Annotated in this window: 13 protein-coding genes; 5 read left to right on the top strand and 8 right to left on the bottom strand. The window is 72.0% G+C overall.

Features of this window, described 5'->3' with window-relative positions:
- Window positions 1–44: 44 nt before the first annotated feature.
- A complete protein-coding gene (locus AB0O15_RS17690; RefSeq protein ID WP_364319512.1) occupies window positions 45–1,835 on the bottom strand; it encodes a translation factor GTPase family protein in 1,791 nt (596 codons plus the stop codon).
- Window positions 1,836–1,973: 138 nt separating this feature from the next.
- Window positions 1,974–3,236 carry an MFS transporter gene (locus AB0O15_RS17685; protein ID WP_364319510.1) on the bottom strand — a complete coding sequence of 421 codons (1,263 nt, stop codon included), beginning with the start codon at window positions 3,234–3,236 and terminating at the stop codon, window positions 1,974–1,976.
- A gap of 30 nt (window positions 3,237–3,266) precedes the next feature.
- Between AB0O15_RS17685 and AB0O15_RS17680 the strand changes: the two genes are divergently transcribed.
- Window positions 3,267–4,259, top strand: a complete 993-nt coding sequence (locus AB0O15_RS17680) for a LacI family DNA-binding transcriptional regulator (RefSeq protein WP_364319508.1) — start codon at window positions 3,267–3,269, stop codon at window positions 4,257–4,259.
- A 65-nt stretch (window positions 4,260–4,324) separates the two neighbouring features.
- Here AB0O15_RS17680 and AB0O15_RS17675 read toward each other — a convergent pair whose 3' ends face one another.
- Window positions 4,325–4,606 (bottom strand): hypothetical protein, encoded by a 282-nt coding sequence (locus AB0O15_RS17675; RefSeq protein WP_364319506.1) that lies wholly within the window; start codon window positions 4,604–4,606, stop codon window positions 4,325–4,327.
- A 132-nt stretch (window positions 4,607–4,738) separates the two neighbouring features.
- Here AB0O15_RS17675 and AB0O15_RS17670 point away from each other — a divergent pair, with 132 nt between their 5' ends.
- The gene (locus tag AB0O15_RS17670) at window positions 4,739–5,464 is read left to right on the top strand and encodes a dienelactone hydrolase family protein (RefSeq protein WP_364319504.1); all 726 of its coding nucleotides are present in this window, start codon (window positions 4,739–4,741) and stop codon (window positions 5,462–5,464) included.
- 46 nt (window positions 5,465–5,510) lie between these two features.
- Here AB0O15_RS17670 and AB0O15_RS17665 read toward each other — a convergent pair whose 3' ends face one another.
- Genes AB0O15_RS17665 through AB0O15_RS17655 form a run of 3 tightly spaced genes read right to left on the bottom strand, consistent with a single transcriptional unit; the run spans window position 5,511 to window position 8,978 of the window.
- Window positions 5,511–6,080 carry a TetR family transcriptional regulator gene (locus AB0O15_RS17665; protein WP_364319502.1) on the bottom strand — a complete coding sequence of 190 codons (570 nt, stop codon included), beginning with the start codon at window positions 6,078–6,080 and terminating at the stop codon, window positions 5,511–5,513.
- A gap of 4 nt (window positions 6,081–6,084) precedes the next feature.
- Complete coding sequence (locus tag AB0O15_RS17660) at window positions 6,085–8,394, bottom strand: PEP/pyruvate-binding domain-containing protein (RefSeq protein WP_364319500.1); 2,310 nt, start codon at window positions 8,392–8,394, stop codon at window positions 6,085–6,087.
- A gap of 20 nt (window positions 8,395–8,414) precedes the next feature.
- Complete coding sequence (locus AB0O15_RS17655) at window positions 8,415–8,978, bottom strand: helix-turn-helix domain-containing protein (RefSeq protein ID WP_364319498.1); 564 nt, start codon at window positions 8,976–8,978, stop codon at window positions 8,415–8,417.
- Between the two features lie 89 nt (window positions 8,979–9,067).
- Between AB0O15_RS17655 and AB0O15_RS17650 the strand changes: the two genes are divergently transcribed.
- Together AB0O15_RS17650 and AB0O15_RS17645 are read left to right on the top strand one after the other, a co-directional pair.
- Window positions 9,068–9,946, top strand: coding sequence for an SDR family oxidoreductase (locus AB0O15_RS17650; protein ID WP_364319496.1), 879 nt, complete (start codon window positions 9,068–9,070; stop codon window positions 9,944–9,946).
- Window positions 9,947–10,014: 68 nt separating this feature from the next.
- A complete protein-coding gene (locus AB0O15_RS17645) occupies window positions 10,015–10,251 on the top strand; it encodes a DUF6232 family protein (RefSeq protein ID WP_364319494.1) in 237 nt (78 codons plus the stop codon).
- A gap of 25 nt (window positions 10,252–10,276) precedes the next feature.
- Here AB0O15_RS17645 and AB0O15_RS17640 read toward each other — a convergent pair whose 3' ends face one another.
- Window positions 10,277–13,639, bottom strand: a complete 3,363-nt coding sequence (locus AB0O15_RS17640; RefSeq protein WP_364319492.1) for a CARDB domain-containing protein — start codon at window positions 13,637–13,639, stop codon at window positions 10,277–10,279.
- A gap of 159 nt (window positions 13,640–13,798) precedes the next feature.
- Here AB0O15_RS17640 and AB0O15_RS17635 point away from each other — a divergent pair, with 159 nt between their 5' ends.
- Window positions 13,799–15,625 carry a Xaa-Pro dipeptidyl-peptidase gene (locus tag AB0O15_RS17635; RefSeq protein WP_364319490.1) on the top strand — a complete coding sequence of 609 codons (1,827 nt, stop codon included), beginning with the start codon at window positions 13,799–13,801 and terminating at the stop codon, window positions 15,623–15,625.
- 7 nt (window positions 15,626–15,632) lie between these two features.
- Here the strand turns inward: AB0O15_RS17635 and AB0O15_RS17630 are convergent, their stop codons facing one another.
- Window positions 15,633–16,886 carry a S8/S53 family peptidase gene (locus AB0O15_RS17630; protein ID WP_364319488.1) on the bottom strand — a complete coding sequence of 418 codons (1,254 nt, stop codon included), beginning with the start codon at window positions 16,884–16,886 and terminating at the stop codon, window positions 15,633–15,635.
- Window positions 16,887–16,895: the final 9 nt, after the last annotated feature.

Genomic DNA, 16,895 nt, shown 5'->3' with positions numbered 1-16,895 from the left:
GACCAGTCGAGGGTCGAGGCCGGCGCCGGCCGCGTAGGTGCGCCTCACGGCCGGCCGGCAACCGGGCGGTAGCTGTCGAAGGTGCTCTCCAGGACGCCTTCGCCGTGGGTCAGGGCGGGGATCGCCTGCTCCAGGGCACGTAGCCGGGCCGCGGGGACGCGGCCGCGGATGACGTACTCGGCCGGGCCGGCCTCGGACGACTCGGGGGCCGCGCCCAGGCGACCGAGCGCGGCCAGCGTGGCGCCGAGCGTGGTGACCGGGCCGTCGAGCCGGAAGCGGTGGATCGGCTCGCAGACCGTGGTGCCGGCCCGGCGCAGGGCCGAGGTCAGCACGATCGGCATCAGCTTGCGGAAGTCGGCGGCGGTCGTGGCCGGCGACCGGAAGCCGGTGCGGGTCACGTGCACGCGGATGTCGGTGACCGGCCAGCCGTGCGGGCCGCGGGCCAGCGTGGTGCGTACCGCCGATTCCAGGGCCTCGCGGAAGAACTCCGCCGTCCGGAAGACGTGGATCGGCACCTGTTCGATCGGCACGTCCAGCTCGAACTCGACGCCGGCGCCCGGTGACACCTCCAGGGTGAGCGCGGCCATGAAGTACTCGCCGAGCGTGGCGCCGGCGCCGCCGGTGCCGGCCGGGCGTTCGATGTGGATCGTGCGGGTCTCGCGGAACGTCACCGGGATGCCGTACTGCTCGGCCAGGGTGGTCTCGATGACCTCCTTCTGCACCTCGCCGTAGAGCGAGACCGCGATCTCGTCGTCCCGGCGCAGGCCGATCAGCGGGTCCTGCTCGGCCAGTTCGGTGAGCGCGGTGTGCAGCGCGTGCCGGTCGGCCGGGTCCTTCGGCACCACCACCGTCGAGAGCGTGGGCGGGGCGAACAGCTGGGCGTCGGCGCTGGGCGGGAAGGAGCCGATGCGGACGTCGCGCAGCCCGTGCACCCGGCCGATCTCGCCGGCCGGCAGCGTGTCCCGGCCCTCGATCGCGGTGACCGTTCCGCCCGGCAGCCGGTCGCGGACGTGCAGCGTGCCGGAGAACATCCGCACGTACGCCACCCGCGCGCCGGCCGGGTCCCGTTCCACCTTGAAGACGGTCCCGCCGACCGGTCCCTCCGGGTCGCCGCCGGCCGTCGGGAGCAGCGTCGCCAGCCCGTCGATCAGGGCGTCCACGCCGGCGCCGGTCACCGCCGACCCGAAGAAGACCGGTTGCACGTCACTCTGGCGGGTCAGTTCGGCCAAGATCTTCCGGTACGGGAGGGAGCGCTCGTCGCGTACGAACGAGGTCAGCAGTTGATCGTCGCCGGTCAGCTCGACGATCCGCCCGGACGGCAGCGCCGGAAGCGCCGTGGCCGACGGTGTGCCCAGGTCACGTGGTGTGCTGAGCGGGACGATGCGCGGGCTCAGCTTGGCCGCGAGGTCGCGGAGGAGCCCGTCGGCACGGGCGCCGGCGCGGTCGATCTTGTTGACGAAGACGATCGTCGGCACGCGGAGCCGGCGCAGCGTACGCATCAGCACCCGGGTCTGTGCCTGCACCCCCTCGACCGCGGACACGACCAGGATCGCGCCGTCGAGCACCCGCAGCGCGCGCTCGACCTCGGCGATGAAGTCGGGGTGGCCGGGCGTGTCGATGAGGTTGACGGTGACGTCCCGCAGCGGGAACGAGGCGACCGCGGTCTTGATCGTGATGCCGCGGCGGCGCTCGAGCTCGAGCGAGTCGGTGCGGGTGCTGCCGGCGTCCACGCTGCCCAGCGAGTCGATGACCCCGCCGGCGTACAGAAGCCGCTCGGTCAGGCTGGTCTTACCGGCGTCGACATGCGCGACGATGCCAAGGTTGAGAAAGCTCAATTGCGTCCTTTGCGACGGTTTCCAGGGGCCGGGGCGGGAAACCGTGGCGCATGCTTTTTCTCCTTGCTATCGCAAACTTGCTATGGCAAAACCTGATCCGCGTACGTTAACGCGGCCCGCCGGCCGAAGCGACGCCATTTATCCGGGCGGCGTGTCCGTCCGGGCGGCTCGCTCGTTCGTTCTCGTCTGAGCGGCCGGCTCGTCCGTTCTTGCCTGGGCGGCTCGCTCGTTCGTTTTCGTCTTTGCGGCCCGCTCATCCGGGCGCAGTGTGACTCGATAGCGGCTGAGCGCCAGCAGCGGGAGCGTGAGGGCGGCCAGGGCGACGCCCAGCGCGGCCACGGCGATCATCGCGCCGCGCAGGCCGGCGGCCGAGGACCAGAGGCCGACGTAGACCGGGCCGAGCAGGAAGCCGGTGTAGGCGACGACCGTGACGATCGAGGTCGCGCGGCCGCGGGCCGACTCGGCGACGTTGCGCGAGACGATGCTGAGCAGGGTCGGGAACAGCGCGGCGGTGCCGGCGGCGGCCAGGACGAGGCCGGCCAGGGCGGCGGGCACGTTCGGCGCCCGCGCGAGCACGGTGGCGCCGGTCGCCGCCACGAGGGCGCCGAGGATCAGCACCGTGCGGGCGTGCGCCGGGTTGAGCGTACTCACCGCGAATCTTGTCGTGGCCACCACGGCGGCGAAGGCGGCGGGGGCGAACGCGCTGACGCCCGGGCCGGTGTCCAGGACGTCCTGCAGGAAGACGGCGCCCCAGCTCTGGTGGGCGTTCTCGCTGGCGAAGGCGATGGCGCCGAGCACGCCGACGAGGATCAGCGGGGCGATCGCCGTCACCCGCGCGGCTGTGGCGCTGTTCGGCGGCCGCTCGTCGCTCAGCGTCCGCTTGATGGCGGCGCCGGCCACGATCGAGATGACGAGTACGGCCGAGAACGGCGCCCAGATCGGGGCGCCGAGCGCGAACGCGCCGCCGGTGCCGAGGCTGGACACGACCACGGCACAGGAGAAGACCGCGCCGGAGCGGGTGATCACCGGGCGGTCCGACTCGCGTTCGGCCCGGCCGCCGGTGGAGTTCATGCCGACGTCGGCCGCGCCGCTCGCGACGCCCACCAGCGTGAGCGCGGCGCAGAGCCCGGCCAGGGAGTGTGCCGTCAGGGCGACGACCAGCCCGGTCACGCCGAGCGCGGCGGTGAACAGGGCGTTGCACCGCAGGCCCCAGCGGTCGAGCGCCCGCCCGGCCAGCAGCATCGCCGGCAACGCCCCGGCGCTGATGAACAGCAGCGCGGTGCCGAGCCCGGCGTCGTCGAGCCCGGCCTGGTCGCGGATGGCGGGAACGGCCGACCCCCAGGTGCCCCAGAACGCCCCGAAGGCGGCCGCCGCCAGGTAGGACGCGGTGGCGGTACGCATTGTGTAACGCTACACAGATACCATGGCCGAATGCAACGGCGAGTGACGATGACCGACGTGGCCCGCGCGGCCGGGGTGTCGCCGATGACCGTGTCGTACACCTACAACCAGCCACAGCGGGTCTCGGCCGAGAGCCGGGCCAAGGTGCTGCGCGCGGCCTCCGACCTGGGATACTCCGGGCCGGACCCCAGCGCCCGGTCCCTGCGCTACGGCGCGACGCGCACGCTCGGCGTCGTCCTCGGGGAGCATCTGACCTACGCCTTCGACGACCCGCAGGCGGTCCTCTTCCTCGCCGGGGTGGCCGAGGTCTGCGCCGACCGGGGGTACGGGCTGCTCATCGTCCCGGCCATCACCGGCGACGGCGACCGGGTCACCGCGGCCGCGGTGGACGCCTACGTCGTCTGGACCACCACCGCCGACGACCCGGTGCTCGACGCGGCCTGCGGCACCCGCCGCCCCGTCGTCGTGCACGGCGGCCCCGAACGCGCCGGCACCACCCTGATCGGCATCGACAACCGCCGGGCCGCCCACGCGGTCGGCCTCGAGGTGTTCGCCGGCGCCCGCCGCCCCGCCGTGCTCAGCTTCCCGGTCGACCGCCGCCGCGAGGCCTTCGTGCGCGACGGGGTCGACCCGGCCGGCGTGGCCTTCCCGGTGACCCGCGACCGCCTGGCCGGCTACCGCGACGCCGCCACGGAGCTGGGCATCGACTGGTCGGCCGTGCCGGTCGGGGTGTGCCGCACCAACGACGACGGCGAGGCCCGCACGGTCATGCGAAGCCTGCTCGCCGCCGCCCCCGACATCGACGCGGTGGCCGCCATGGGCGACCGCCTGGCCCTGGCCGCCCGGCCGCTGCGCGTCAGCGGCTGGGACGACTCGGCCATCGCCCGCGACCACGACCTGACCACGGTCGCCCAGTCCTTGCGGGAGCAGGGCGCGGCGTGCGCGCTGGCCGCCCTGGGCGAACCCGCCCCCGACCACCGCGACTCCTGGAGCGTCGTCCGCCGCGCCTCGACCGCGATCTGACGCCTGTGCCGGCTGCCCCGACCAGGCCCCGACCGCGGCTCGCTCATCCAGTCAGGCCGGCGGCCTTAGATCAGCTCGTCGGCCGGCCGGGCGTCATCGGCCTGCTCCGGCCGCAGCTCGACCCACCCGAGATCACGGCCGACCAGCGCGGCCGCCAGCCGGGTCAGCACCGGCGGGAACGGCCCCGCGTCATCGTCGACCTCGACGTCGAGATGCCAGCCGCCCGGCCACGTGCCCGCCCCCGTCACCGCTCCGTCCGGTCCGAGCGCCTCGGCCAGCAGCTCCTCGACGTCATCCCGATCGATGTCGTCCGGCAGCGCCCGTTTCCCGATCACCTCGACCAGCATCAGGTGATCTTAGGTTGGGCTGTCGACCGTGGACGGCTTGCCGGTGGTGGCGAGAACGCTGCCCCGGCGTCCGGCCACCCCGACGGCGCGCGGGTCCGCGGCCGGGTCGCTTCTTGCCGGTAGGGTCGCCGCGTGAAGCTGCAATCGTCGTCGGTGCGGATCGCCGACTACCTCAACGCGGTCGTGATCAAGCCGGTCGGTGACGGGCCGTGGCCCGGGGTGGTGCTCTACACGGACATCTTCCAGCTGACCGAGTCGACCTTGCGCACGGCGCGGCGGCTGGCCGCGTACGGCTTCGTGGTCGTTGTTCCGGAGATCTACCCCCGCACCTCGCTGGCCGGGGTCGCGCTGGAGTTCGACGACGAGGGCAAGCGGCGGGGGATGGCCGGCGCCGCCGAGACGACGGCGGCCTCGTTCGACGCCGACCGGGTGGCCGCGCTCGACTACCTGGAGAACCGGGACGACACGACCGCCCTGTACGCCACCGGCTTCTGCATCGGCGGGCATCTGGCGTTCCGGGCCGCCTTCGACCCGCGGGTCCGGGCGACCGTCTGCTTCTATCCGACCGGCCTGCAGAACGGCGCGCTGGGCCAGGATGCCGACGCCGGGTCGCTGGGCCGCGCGGCCGACATCCGCGGGCGGCTGCTGGTCGTCTTCGGTTCGCAGGACCCGCACGTGCCCGCCGACGCCCGCCTCAAGATCCTGTCCGAGCTGTACGCGGCCGGCCTCGACGACGTGGAACTGCACGTCTACCAGGGCGGCGAGCACGCCTTCATGCGCGACATCGGTCCGCGCCACGACCCCGTGCTCACCGACCTGGCCCTGACCGAGGCGGTGTCCTTCTTCACCGGTCGCTGAGCCGGTCGCTGAGCCGGTCGTTGAGCCGGTCGTTGAGCCGGTCGCTTCAGCGGTCGCTGAACAGCAGGTCGAGCTGCGCGTCCAACGCCTGGGTGGCCTGCTCGGGGGTGAGCTGGCCGCCGAGCAGGTAGAGGCCCAGCCCCTCCATCATCGCGACGAGCCCGGCCGCGCCCTCCCCGTTCCGGCCGGGCAGCAGCCCGGCGAAATGCTCGGTGAGCTGGGCGGTTTCGGCCCGCAGGGGAGTGCGCAGGCTGGGCCGCACCGCCGTGTAGGCCAGGAAGGCCAGCGCCACCCGTCCGAGGTCACGGGCGTCGTCGTCGAGGGGCAGAAGCGCCGCGATCGTCGTACGCAGAAGATCTCGAGCCGCCGGATCGTCACCCAGCGCAACCACCGCCGCGCTCACCCGCGCCTGGGTGCGGTCGCGCACCACCTCCATCGCGAACGTCATCATCTCGTCCCGGGTGCGGAAGTAGTGCTGCACCATGCCGGCCGACACCCCCGCCTCGGCCGCGACGTGCCGCAGGCTGACCGCCTCCAGCCCCTGCTCGGCGGCCAGCCGGGTGAGGGCGTCGGCGATCAGCGTCCGCCGCTCCTGATGATCGACTTTCCTGGGCATGCGGTCACAGTACGGTGACCACACCGCGGCCGCCGTCAACCTCCACCAGCTGGCCGGTGACGATCCGCTCGGTGGCGCCGGGCACGCTGATGACGGCGGGAATCCCGTACTCGCGGGCCACCGTCGGCCCGTGCGCCATGACCGCCCCGGTCTCGGTGACGAGCGCGGCCGCGGTCAGGAACAGCGGCGTCCAGCCCGGATCGGTGGTGGCCGTGACCAGCACCTCGCCGGGCTCGATGTGGGCCGTGGCCGGATCGTGCACGACCCGTGCCGGTCCGCGCGCCCGGCCGGCCGAGGCGCCGACGCCGCGCAGCTCACCGTCGCTGCCGGTGACGGGGAGCAGCGTCTCCACATCGGTCCCGTCCGAGAGCAGCGCCACCGGCACGTGGCGGCGCCGGGACTCGGCTTCGTAGGTGGCCCGTCGTTCCGCCACGCGCTGTCTGAGACATTGATGATCTTCGCTTGGCGCGCCGCCCCCACCCCCACCCCGGCACTGGGTGGGCGTCAACGTAGCGGCCGGGTGCGACGAAAATGACGGGTTATCCACAGGAATCTCGGCCATCTCGTCGAGAGTCAGGAACATCACGTCGTCCGGCTTGTCGAGCAGCCCGGCCGCGACCAGCTCCGCGCCGGCCCGAAGCAACCGCGCCCGTTCCGCCGCCAGCGGATACAACCCGGCGAACTTCCCGGCCTCCCGCAACCCGGCCAGCTCCCGGGCCCGCCCCAGCAACCACACCGCCAGCCGCCCCCGCACCGACCACCACCGCACCCGCCCGCCCAGCACCTCCAGCGCCGCCACGCCACGCGCCCCGGCCCGCGCGAACCGCACATCCGGCGCCTGCTCCGGATCCGTCACCCGCAGCAGGTTGGCCAGCGCCGCGAACACCGGCGCCGGATCCTCGGCCCACCGCGGCACCCCGAGATCGGCCTCGGCCACGCCCCGGTGCCCGTAGGCGTCCAGGAAGGAAGCCAGGAGAGAGGCCGGGAGAGCAGCCGGCGGCGTCGACAGCACCAGCGCCCGCTCCGCCGAGGAGAGCGAGGTCGCGACCTTCCACAACGCCAGGTCCATCTCGATCGTCACGTTGTGCGGCACGCCGGCCAGCACGGCCCGGATCTCGTCCTCGGTGGCCAGACCTTTCAGCAGGGGTACGGGCAGAGCCGACGCGATCATGCCGGCCACGATGGGCCAGGTGATCGCCTCGCCCACCCGGGTCGCGTCGCCCTGGTCGCGGATCCGTGCGATGGCCGCGAAGACCCGTTGTCGTGCCGCGGCCGGCCGGATCAGCGCCCGCACGATGCCGGCCGCCGCCGACAGCCCGGCGGTGAGCACCGGTCGCGGCGCCCGCCGGCCGTCGGGCGCGAAGCGTGGATCGGCCAGCACGTGCTCCATGGCGGCCTGGGCCCGCGGCCCGAAGTCCACCGCCATCAGCCGGACCAGCCGTTTCCGGGCGCGTGCGTCCCGCGCGTAGTCGGTCAGGTCGCCGTACAGCCGCCCGCCGATGTCCACGATCTCGGCCCGCATGCCGAGCGCGGCGACCATGTCGGCCACGGTCCGCCGGAGCGTGGACATCCCCATCGGCGTGACCGGCCGCAGCATGCCTTGCACGTGCCCGAACTCGAGATAGACCCGCAGGCCGGGCGTCGGTGGCGGCAGTGGGAACAGGGTGGTGATCGGCCGTGCCTGGAGGAGCCAGAGGGTCCCGTCGCGGTCCCGGGCCCATTCGATGTCCTGCGGCGCCCCGAAGTGCCGTTGCACCCGCTCGCCGACGGCGGCCAGGTCGGCGGGCGCGGCGGCACGGTCCACCGTGGTGGTCCCGTCGACGACCCCGGTTCCGCCGGCCGCTTCCGCCAGCATCGCGTCCCGCCGCCCGGTGACCGGGTCGGCGGTGAACAGCACGCCCGCCACCTCGGCGTCGACCATGCGTTGCACCACGACGGCCATGTGTACGTCGTCGGCCGGCACGCCCCGCGTCGACCGGTAGGGGACGGCCCGCGAGCCGTGCAGTGAGGCCCGGCATGCCTCGACGGCGGCGAGCAGCGCATCGTCCCCGTCGACGCCGAGCACCGAGTCGTACTGCCCGGCGAAGCTGGCGTCGGCCCGATCCTCGGCCGTGGCGCTCGACCGCACCGCCACCGTCCCGCCGCCCAGCCGCGCGTAGGCGTCGAGGACGTCCGAGGAGGACGCCGATGGTGTGATCACGAAGCCGTCGGGCACCCGTTCGCCCAGCCGGATCAGCTCACCCAGCCCGGCCGCCTTACCGCCGACGACCGTGACGTCACGTGCTTCGGTCAGCGCAATGCAATACGACTGCATTGCAAAAGGCTAGCCGGGTTTCAATGCGACTGCAATGCAATGAGGCGGTCGAGGGCCGAGCGCATCTCGGCGGCCAGGTCGGTCTCGACCGGGGACTCGACCCAGCGGCCGAACGCGACCTGCAGAACGACGATCCCGGCCTGGGCGGCCAGGGAGGCGTCCGGTTCCGGTACGCCACGCTCCCGCAGCCCGGCCGCCATCGCCGAGCCCAGCGTCGCCATCTTGATCAGCTCGCGTTCCATCAGCTCGGGGTTGGCCGAGATGATCGCCTGCCGCCGGCGCGAGTGCTGGTGGTCGCGTCCGAGGAACGTCGTCGACACTTCCAGGGCAAGGCCCACCGCGGCCATCGGCGAGGCCGGCCCGGGCGCGTCCTTCAACGCGCCGACCAGGGCGTCGGCCAGGTCCGACGAGCCGGCGAAGAGCACCTCGCGCTTGTCGGCGAAGTGCCGGAAGAAGGTGCGCGCGGTGAGCCCGGCCCGCTCGGCGATCTCGGCCACCGTCGTCTGCTCGTACCCCCGCTCGGCATAGAGATCCATCGCCGCCGACCGCAACCGTCCCGCCGCGTCGCCCTCCCACCTCGCCATAGCGAGTGATTGTAGTCATGTCACACGATGACATCACCGTGTTAGCGTGGTGATGTCATCACGTGACATCACCGAAAGAGGGAAAAGTCATGCGCATCTTTGTCACCGGAGCGTCCGGCTGGATCGGCTCGGGCACGGTCAAGGAGCTGGTCGGGGCCGGTCACAGCGTGCTCGGCCTGGCCCGGTCGGACGCGGCGGCCGAACGGGTCACGGCCCTGGGCGCCGACGTGCACCGCGGCGACCTGAACGACCTGGACAGCCTGCGGGCCGGCGCGGCCGCCGCCGACGGGGTGGTCCACCTCGGCTACCACCACGACTTCTCGCAGATCCCGGAGGCCGCCCGGATCGACCGCGAGGCCATGGCGGCGCTGGGCGCGGAGCTCAAGGAGGGTTCGCCGTTCGTCATCGCGGCCGGCGTGGTCGGGCTGTCCCGGGACGGCAGCGTCGCGACCGAGGAGGTCGAGGCCGACGCGTCCACGCACCCGCGCGTCGCGAACAGCCTGATCGTCCGCGACCTGGCCGAGCGCGGCGTACGGTCGGCCGCGGTCCGCTTCGCGCCCACCGTGCACGGCCGCGGCGATCACGGTTTCATCGCCGTGCTGGTCGCCATCGCCCGGCAGACCGGTGTCTCCGGCTACGTCGGTGACGGGGCCGGCCGCTGGTCCGCCGTTCACCGCGACGACGCCGCGACGCTGGTCCGGCTGGCCGTCGAACGGGCCACCCCGGGCGAGACCCTGCACGCCATCGCCGAGGAGGGCGTGCCCACCCGCGACATCGCCGAGGCCATCGGCCGCGGCCTGGGCCTGCCGGTCGAGTCGCGCCCGGCCGAGCATTTCGACTGGCTGGGCCGCTTCTTCGGGATGGACGCCGCCGCCTCCAGCGAGATCACCAGGAAGCGGTACGACTGGAACCCGAGCCGCCCGGGACTGATCGCCGACCTCGACGAAGGTCACTACTTCGAGCAGTAGTCCGATACGCTCCGCATGCGCAAACTTACTATCGCGGACCGGACGCGTTCGTCAGCAGCGTCCACTTCGTGTGGCGGACCGATCCGCCGCGCCAGTTCGTCCTGCATGACCTTCGAGGGTTCGAGGTGGTCGAGCTTTCCCGGGCGTTCTGGCGGCGGGGCCGGCGCTGGGAGATCACGGCCGTCCACCGGGGAAGCCGGACGACGATCTACTCGACCAAGGACAGGGTGACCTTCAACCAGGTTCGCCGGGCTCTGCTCCGGGCGACCGAGGGCCGCCCCAAAGGGCGGCCGGGCCGCTCCTGACAAGGGAGCGGCCCGACGCCGGTGTTCAGTTGCCGGTGATGGTGAACTGGGTGCCGGGCTCCCGTTCGATGTCGCCGTCGCGCGAGTTGGTGATCGTCACGTTGGACAACGTGGCGTTCCCTCGCGCGCCGCCCATCGCCAGGATGCCGGCGCCGTTGTTCGACCTGTCGATCCGGACATTCGTGATCGCGACGTTGGGCATGTTGCCGCCGCCGGTCTTGAACTGGATGCCGTCGTACGTGGAGTCGGAGATCTCGGTGTCCCGGATGGTCACGCCCACGATGTCCTTGGTGGACGGGAACAACGTGATCGCGCCGAACTCCTGATCCTCGTTCCAGAAGGCGCCACCGGTGCGGAACAGCCCGTTGCCCGAGATCGTGGTGGTGCCCGAGAACGGTAGCGGGCTGTGGTCGGTGGCCAGCATGATGCCCGGGTAGTTCGCGGTGTCGGCGATCAGGTTGTTCTCGATCACGTTGCCGTACCCGCCGTAGATCGCCGCGCCGTTGGCCCGCCACGGCAGCTGGATCGTGTTGTTGGTGAACCGGTTGTCGTGCCCGATGTCGACGTTCTGGTCCTTGACGTACGGGTTGGCCCAGACCGCCAGCGAGTCGTCGCCGGTGGTGCGGAAGGACGAGTTGAAGACCCGCGAGTTGCGCGTGCCGTTGGAGAAGTTGATGCCGTCGGCGTACGTGTCGCGGATCCGCATGCCGCTGAAGTCCAGGCCGTCACCCGGGTTCCAGTAGGCCGGCGTGTCCGAGTAGTCGCGGCCGACCCAGGCGCCGACGTTGACGTGCTCGATCCAGACGTTGCTGATCTTCGTGTTCTTCCCGAACCGCCCGTTGAGGCCGTGGCCGCGGTTGGCCCGGTTGGTGGTCATCCCGAAGATCGCGATGTCGCTGATCTGGGTGTTGTCGTCGATGTCGAAGCCGACGTTGCCCTCGTGCGGATGGTTGATGTTGCCGACCACGTTCTGCGGTTCGGTGTTGGTGTAGAGCTGGGAGTACCACATGCCGGCGCCCTTGACGACGACGTTGCGGATGCCCTTCTGGTTGTTGCCGTTGCGGGTCGGGTCGGGGGACAGGATCTTCTGCTCCTGACGCCACTGGCCGGCCGGGATCCAGACGCAGGAGATCACGCCGTTCTCGTCGTCGGTGACCGCCCGCTGGATCGCCGAGGTGTCGTCGATGCCGTCGTCCGGCACCGCGCCGTACTGGGTGATCGACGTGCAGCCGGACGGCTGGGACAGCTGGGGCGCGACCTGCTCGAGGTCGATCAGGTCGAGGTAGTAGAAGGACGCGTTGTCACCACTGTCAACTTGGAGTTTGAACTTCGTGCCCGGCGGGTACGACGTGCCGAGCAGCGCGTGCGACTCGTCGAAGAGCCGGCGCGCGTTGGCACCGGGGCTGTTGGACAGGCTCTCGGTGTCGTCGGTGGTGCCGTAGAGCCAGGAGTTCCGCGACGACAGGGTCAGCTTCCGGTTGAACACCCCGTTGACGTACAGGCTGATCGTCGCCTCCTGCCCGCCGCCGCTCGCGGAGTCCGGGATGGAGTTGCGGACGACGATCGAGTTGGCCTGGGCGGCCGAGGTGACCTCGACGTACTGCCCCTGTGCGGTGAGCCGGACCGACGCGCGGCCGGACGACTCGGTGCCGAAGTTGGTGTGCCCGAACGTCCGCAGCGCGTCCGCCGTGACCAGGGTGCCCTGGTAGCTGCCGGCCTCGGCCTCGTACTCGGTGTACGGCACCGCCGCGCCCCGCCCGACCACGATCGACCGGGTTCCGGTGTTGTTGTTCTCGTTCGTCTCGGCCACCGCGCCGGACGCGTCCGCGGTCGCCGTGACCGTGACGCCGCCGGTGGTCGCGGTCCACGTGCCGGGGATGGCGACGGTGGCCGTGGCGCCCGCGGCGATCGCCGGGGTGCTGCCGTTGAGCGTGGTCGACCCCGCGGTCACCCGGGTCGTCGAGGCGCCGGCCTGGCTGGTGCCACGGTTGCGGACGGCCACGGTGAAGCTGACCGGGGCCCCGACGGCCGGGTTGGCCGGGCTCGGGGTGATCGACGCGATCTCCAGGTCGGGGCCGGGGGACTGGGCCACGACCAGGGCGGTCGGCGACGTGTAGGTGTTGTTGTCGTTGTTCGTCTCCGGCACGGTGTCGGCCGGGTCGACGGTCGCGGACACGGTGTAGCTGCCCTGCGCCCGCCGGCCCGCGGCCACGGTCACGGTGGCCGAGGCGCCGGCCGCGAGCGCGCCGACCTGCGCGGTGCCCACGGTGGTGCCGTTCAGCTTGACGTCGGCGGTGGTCGCGGCGGAGGCGGCGGTGCCGGCGTTGCGGACGGTTGCCGACACGCTGATCGACGAGGTCTCGTCGGGCGAGGCGGGCGTCCATGACGTACCCGTCACCGTCAGGTCGGGGTTGGGCGCCCAGGCGCCGATCACCTGGAACTCGGCGGCCTGCCCGCCCGGCGCCCCGCTGTTGGTGAAGAACTGCAGGCGGACGTCCGTGGCGCGGCCGCTGACCGGGATGGTGACGGTGTTCTGGTTCGACGAGGGGTTGAAGGCGTAGTCGGCGCGGGCCTTCAGCGAGGTGAAGCCGGTCGCGCTCTGCGCGCGCCCGGAAACCTCGATCGCCTGGGTACGCGGACCCCAGATCGGATCGGGGTTGAGCTTGACGACCACCGCGGTGACATCGGCGTTCGCCCCCAGCTTGGCGGTGAGCGTGGCGGGCTGCCCGGCCGCCTCCCAGTAGGTGCCGGTGTTGCCGTCGACCGCGTTACCGGCCACGAAGGACTGGGTGAACGACGACGCCTCGATCGGCTTGTTCACGGCCAGGTTGTCGCCGTCGACCGGCGGTGGCGGATCCCCCGGGTCGGTGCCGCCGGGACCGTAGATCTCGAACTCGCCGATCTGCCCGGCCGGCCACCCCGTGTTCGCGGTGATGGTGAGGCGAACGAATCGGACCGCGGCCGCCGGGAATCCGATCGCGACGGTGTTGCCGGTCGCCGGATCGAAGAACCGGCCGGCCGAGGGAGACAGCGTGCTGAAGCTGCTGCCGTTGGTGCTGCCCTGGACCGCGATGGTCTGGGTCCGCGCGCCCCAGGCGGTCGACGGCGGCAGCTTCAGCGTGACCTGATCGACCTGGGTGGTGGATCCCAGGTCGATCTGGACCCACTGCGGGAACGAGCCGTTCGGGCTCTCCCAGTAGGTGTTCGGGTTCTGGTCGTTGACCAGGTTGGCGCCGAAGCCGCCGTTCGAGGCGCCGGCGGTGGCGGTCCGGCCGGGGGAGAGGTTGGGGCCGGCGGCCCGCGCGGGCGCGGAGATCAGTCCGGTGGCGGCGGTGAGGACGAGGGTGAGGATGCCGCCGGCCATCCGGCGGCGCAGCTTCCGTGACATGGGGCCCTCAGTTCATCTTTTGCGGAGCTATTGCCAACTTCTTTCAGGACGGGGGATTCAAGATTGCAGATATGTGTCCGGTTCGTCAACGGCGGCATCAGTTGTTTCCGATCTGTGGCAACCTCCCGCAGCATCGACAAAACCCGATAGGGTGACCGCGTGCGTACGCGTCGTGCTGTTCTTGCCGTCCTGAGTTCCGTGCTGCTGGTCCCGATCGCGTCGCCGGCCTTCGCCGCGCCCGCCGGGCCGACCGAGCCGGTCCACGACTACGCCTCCGCCGTGCGCGAGCAGGTGTGGGTGCAGACCCCGGTGGACAGTGACGGCGACGGCAGGCGCGACCGGGTCGCGGTGCGCGTCATCCGGCCACGCGACGTCGGCCACAAGATCCCGGTGATCTTTCAGCCCAGCCCGTACTACGCCGGGCTGAAGGACGTGCCCAACCATGACGACATCGACCGCGAGGGCATCCTCCGGCGGGCCGCGCCGCCCGGCGCGAACCGGGCCGAGACGGTCACGTTCTCCGGTTATCTCGACAACTACTTCGTGCCGCGCGGCTACGCCGTGGTGTTCGCCGACAGCCTGGGCAGCGGCGGGTCCGACGGCTGCCCGACCTCCGGCGGCCGCAACGAGACGCTGGGCATGAAGGCGGTCGTCGACTGGCTCAACGGCCGGGCCAAGGGCTGGGACGCCGGCGGGGCCGAGGTCAGCGCCGACTGGAGCACCGGCAAGACCGGCATGATCGGTGTCTCGTACAACGGGACGCTGCCCAACGCGGTCGCCTCCACCGGCGTCGAGGGCCTCGAGACCATCGTCCCGATCGCGGCGATCTCGTCCTGGTACGACTACTACCGCGCCAACGGCGGCGTGGTCGCGCCCGGCGGCTTCCAGGGCGAAGACCTCGACGTGCTGGCCCGGGCCGTCCTCACCCGGCAGAATCCCGAGGTCTGCGCCCCGGTGATGGACGCGATCGAACGCGACCAGGACCGCGTCACCGGCGACTACAGCAAGTACTGGGCCGAGCGTGACTACACCCGCGACGCGTCCCGGGTGAAGGCCAGCGTGCTGCTGGTGCACGGCCTGCACGACATGAACGTGCGCACCGGCCAGGCCGGGCAGTGGTGGGACCTGCTCGCCGCCAACAACGTGCCCCGCAAGATCTGGCTGCACCAGGGCGCCCACTCGGACCCGTTCTCGATCCGCCGCGCCGAGTGGCTCGACACCCTGCACGCCTGGATGGACCACTGGCTGTACGGCATCGACAACGACATCATGAGCCGCCCGATGGCCGACGTGGAGGTCGCGCCGAACGTCTGGAAGACCTCACGCAACTGGCCGATCCCGGGCGCCCGCACCGCCGACTGGTACGCCGGTCAGAACGGCGAGCTGTCGCCGGTGCCCGAGCGGTCCCGCCGGGCCACCTTCGTGGACGACCCGGCGCGTACGGCCGAGAACCTGGCCGCGAACCCGGCCGCGGCCGACGGCAACCGCCTGGCCTTCCAGACGGCGCCGCTGACCGCCGAGACCCGGCTCTCCGGCACGCCCGAGATCACCGTCCGGGCCGACCTGAACGGCAAGTCCCCGTACCTGACCGCGCTCCTGGTCGACTACGGCGCGGCCAACCGGTTCGCCGGGCGCCGAGCCGTCCCCGGCCAGGACTGCGTCGGCCCCGGCATCCCCGAGGACCCCGGCTGCTTCAACCGCAGCGAGTACGTCACCGCGGAGACGCCGTACGAGATCGTCACCCGCGGCTGGGTGGACGTGCGCAATCGGCACGGCCGCAACGTCAGCGAGCCGATCACGCCGGGTGTGGCGTACACGGTGAAGTGGGATCTTCAGACCACCGACCACGTGTTCGCCCCGGGCCACCGGATCGGCCTGGTGATCATCTCGACCGAACGTGATCACACCCTGCGCTACCCGGCCGGCACCGAGGTCGGCGTGCGCCTCGGCATCTCCCGGATCAGCATGCCGCTGGCCCGGCCCTAGCGAACGGTCAGTCGTTGTAGTTGATCGACGGCACCGCGATCGCCCCGAGACCGGGGATGGCGCCGTCCCGGGCCTGCCGGACCAGCTCGCGGGCGGCGTCCACCCCGTTCTCGCCGGTCTTCGACATCCGCGCCGCGGCCAGCCCGCAGACCACCGGGGTGGCGAACGACGTCCCGCTCCACTTGGCCATGCCCTTGTAGCGCATCTTGACGCCCTTGTTCGGCGGCTCCTCGCCGATGTAGGTACCCACCGGGAACGCGTTGACCAGGTCCTCACCCGGCGCGTAGACGTCGACCCAGCCGCCGAAGTTGCTGAACGTGGCCCGTTCCCGCTGCGTCGGGTCGAGCGCGCCGACCGACACCGTGTACGGCGACGCGGCCGGCCAGAACGGCTGCCGCACCCCGTCGTTCCCGGCCGCCGCGACCAGCAGGACGCCCTTGTGCAACCGCAACCGGCGGCGCCCGAACAGCTGGAGGCTGAGCAGATCGCGGGAGTGGTGCGTCCAGGTGCCGGCCGAGAAGTTGATGATGTCGGGGCTGTCGTTGTCCAGGATGTCCATCAGCGCGTCGACCAGCTCGGTCTCGAACCGCGCGCCGCCCGGCTCGAAGCTGGCCCGCACGTGCACCTCGGCGGCCGGCGCCAGGCAGCGGATCACCCCGGCGATGAAGGTGCCGTGACCGGCGTACTCGGTCATCGGGTTCTCCAGGATGCCCCGGTCCAGGTCGCCGGTGACGCCCTTGAGCCACGGCGAGCGCTTGGTGGCCTCGGGGTCGAGGCCGGTGTCGGCGACCACGACGCGGATGCCCTGGCCCGCGGTCGTGTCCGGGTTGACGGCGGGCACCGGCGCGGTGTCCGGCGGGACCGGTGTCGGCTCGGAGGCCGGGCAGTGGCCGGCGTTGCCCGAGATGTGCACCAGGTGGTTGGCGGTGACCAGGCCGCGGCCCATCACCCGGTCGACCTCGCGGATCGCGGTCATCGTGCCGCCCGGCACGTGCATCACCCGGTAGCCGGGCGCGGCCGGCGAGCGGTCCTGCACGTCGCAGGTGATGTTCAGGCTCCACAGGTGATCCTGGACGGGCTTGACGTGCTGTTCCTCGACGAGCATGGCGGTCGGCTCGTAGTGGAACTCGACCCCGGTCTCCTCCCAGTTCTCCGGTCCGGGGGCGATGTCGATCCCCCGCTGCCGGAATCTCTCCCGGAGAACCCGGAGCTGGGCCTGCTGGCGGGTCTCCGGCTGGGAACCCGTTCGTTCGTCGGTCATCGTTTCTCC

The sequence above is a fragment of the Actinoplanes sp. NPDC089786 genome (assembly GCF_040684855.1).
Lineage (GTDB): Bacteria > Actinomycetota > Actinomycetes > Mycobacteriales > Micromonosporaceae > Actinoplanes.
This window is presented reverse-complemented; position numbering and strand designations above follow the sequence as displayed.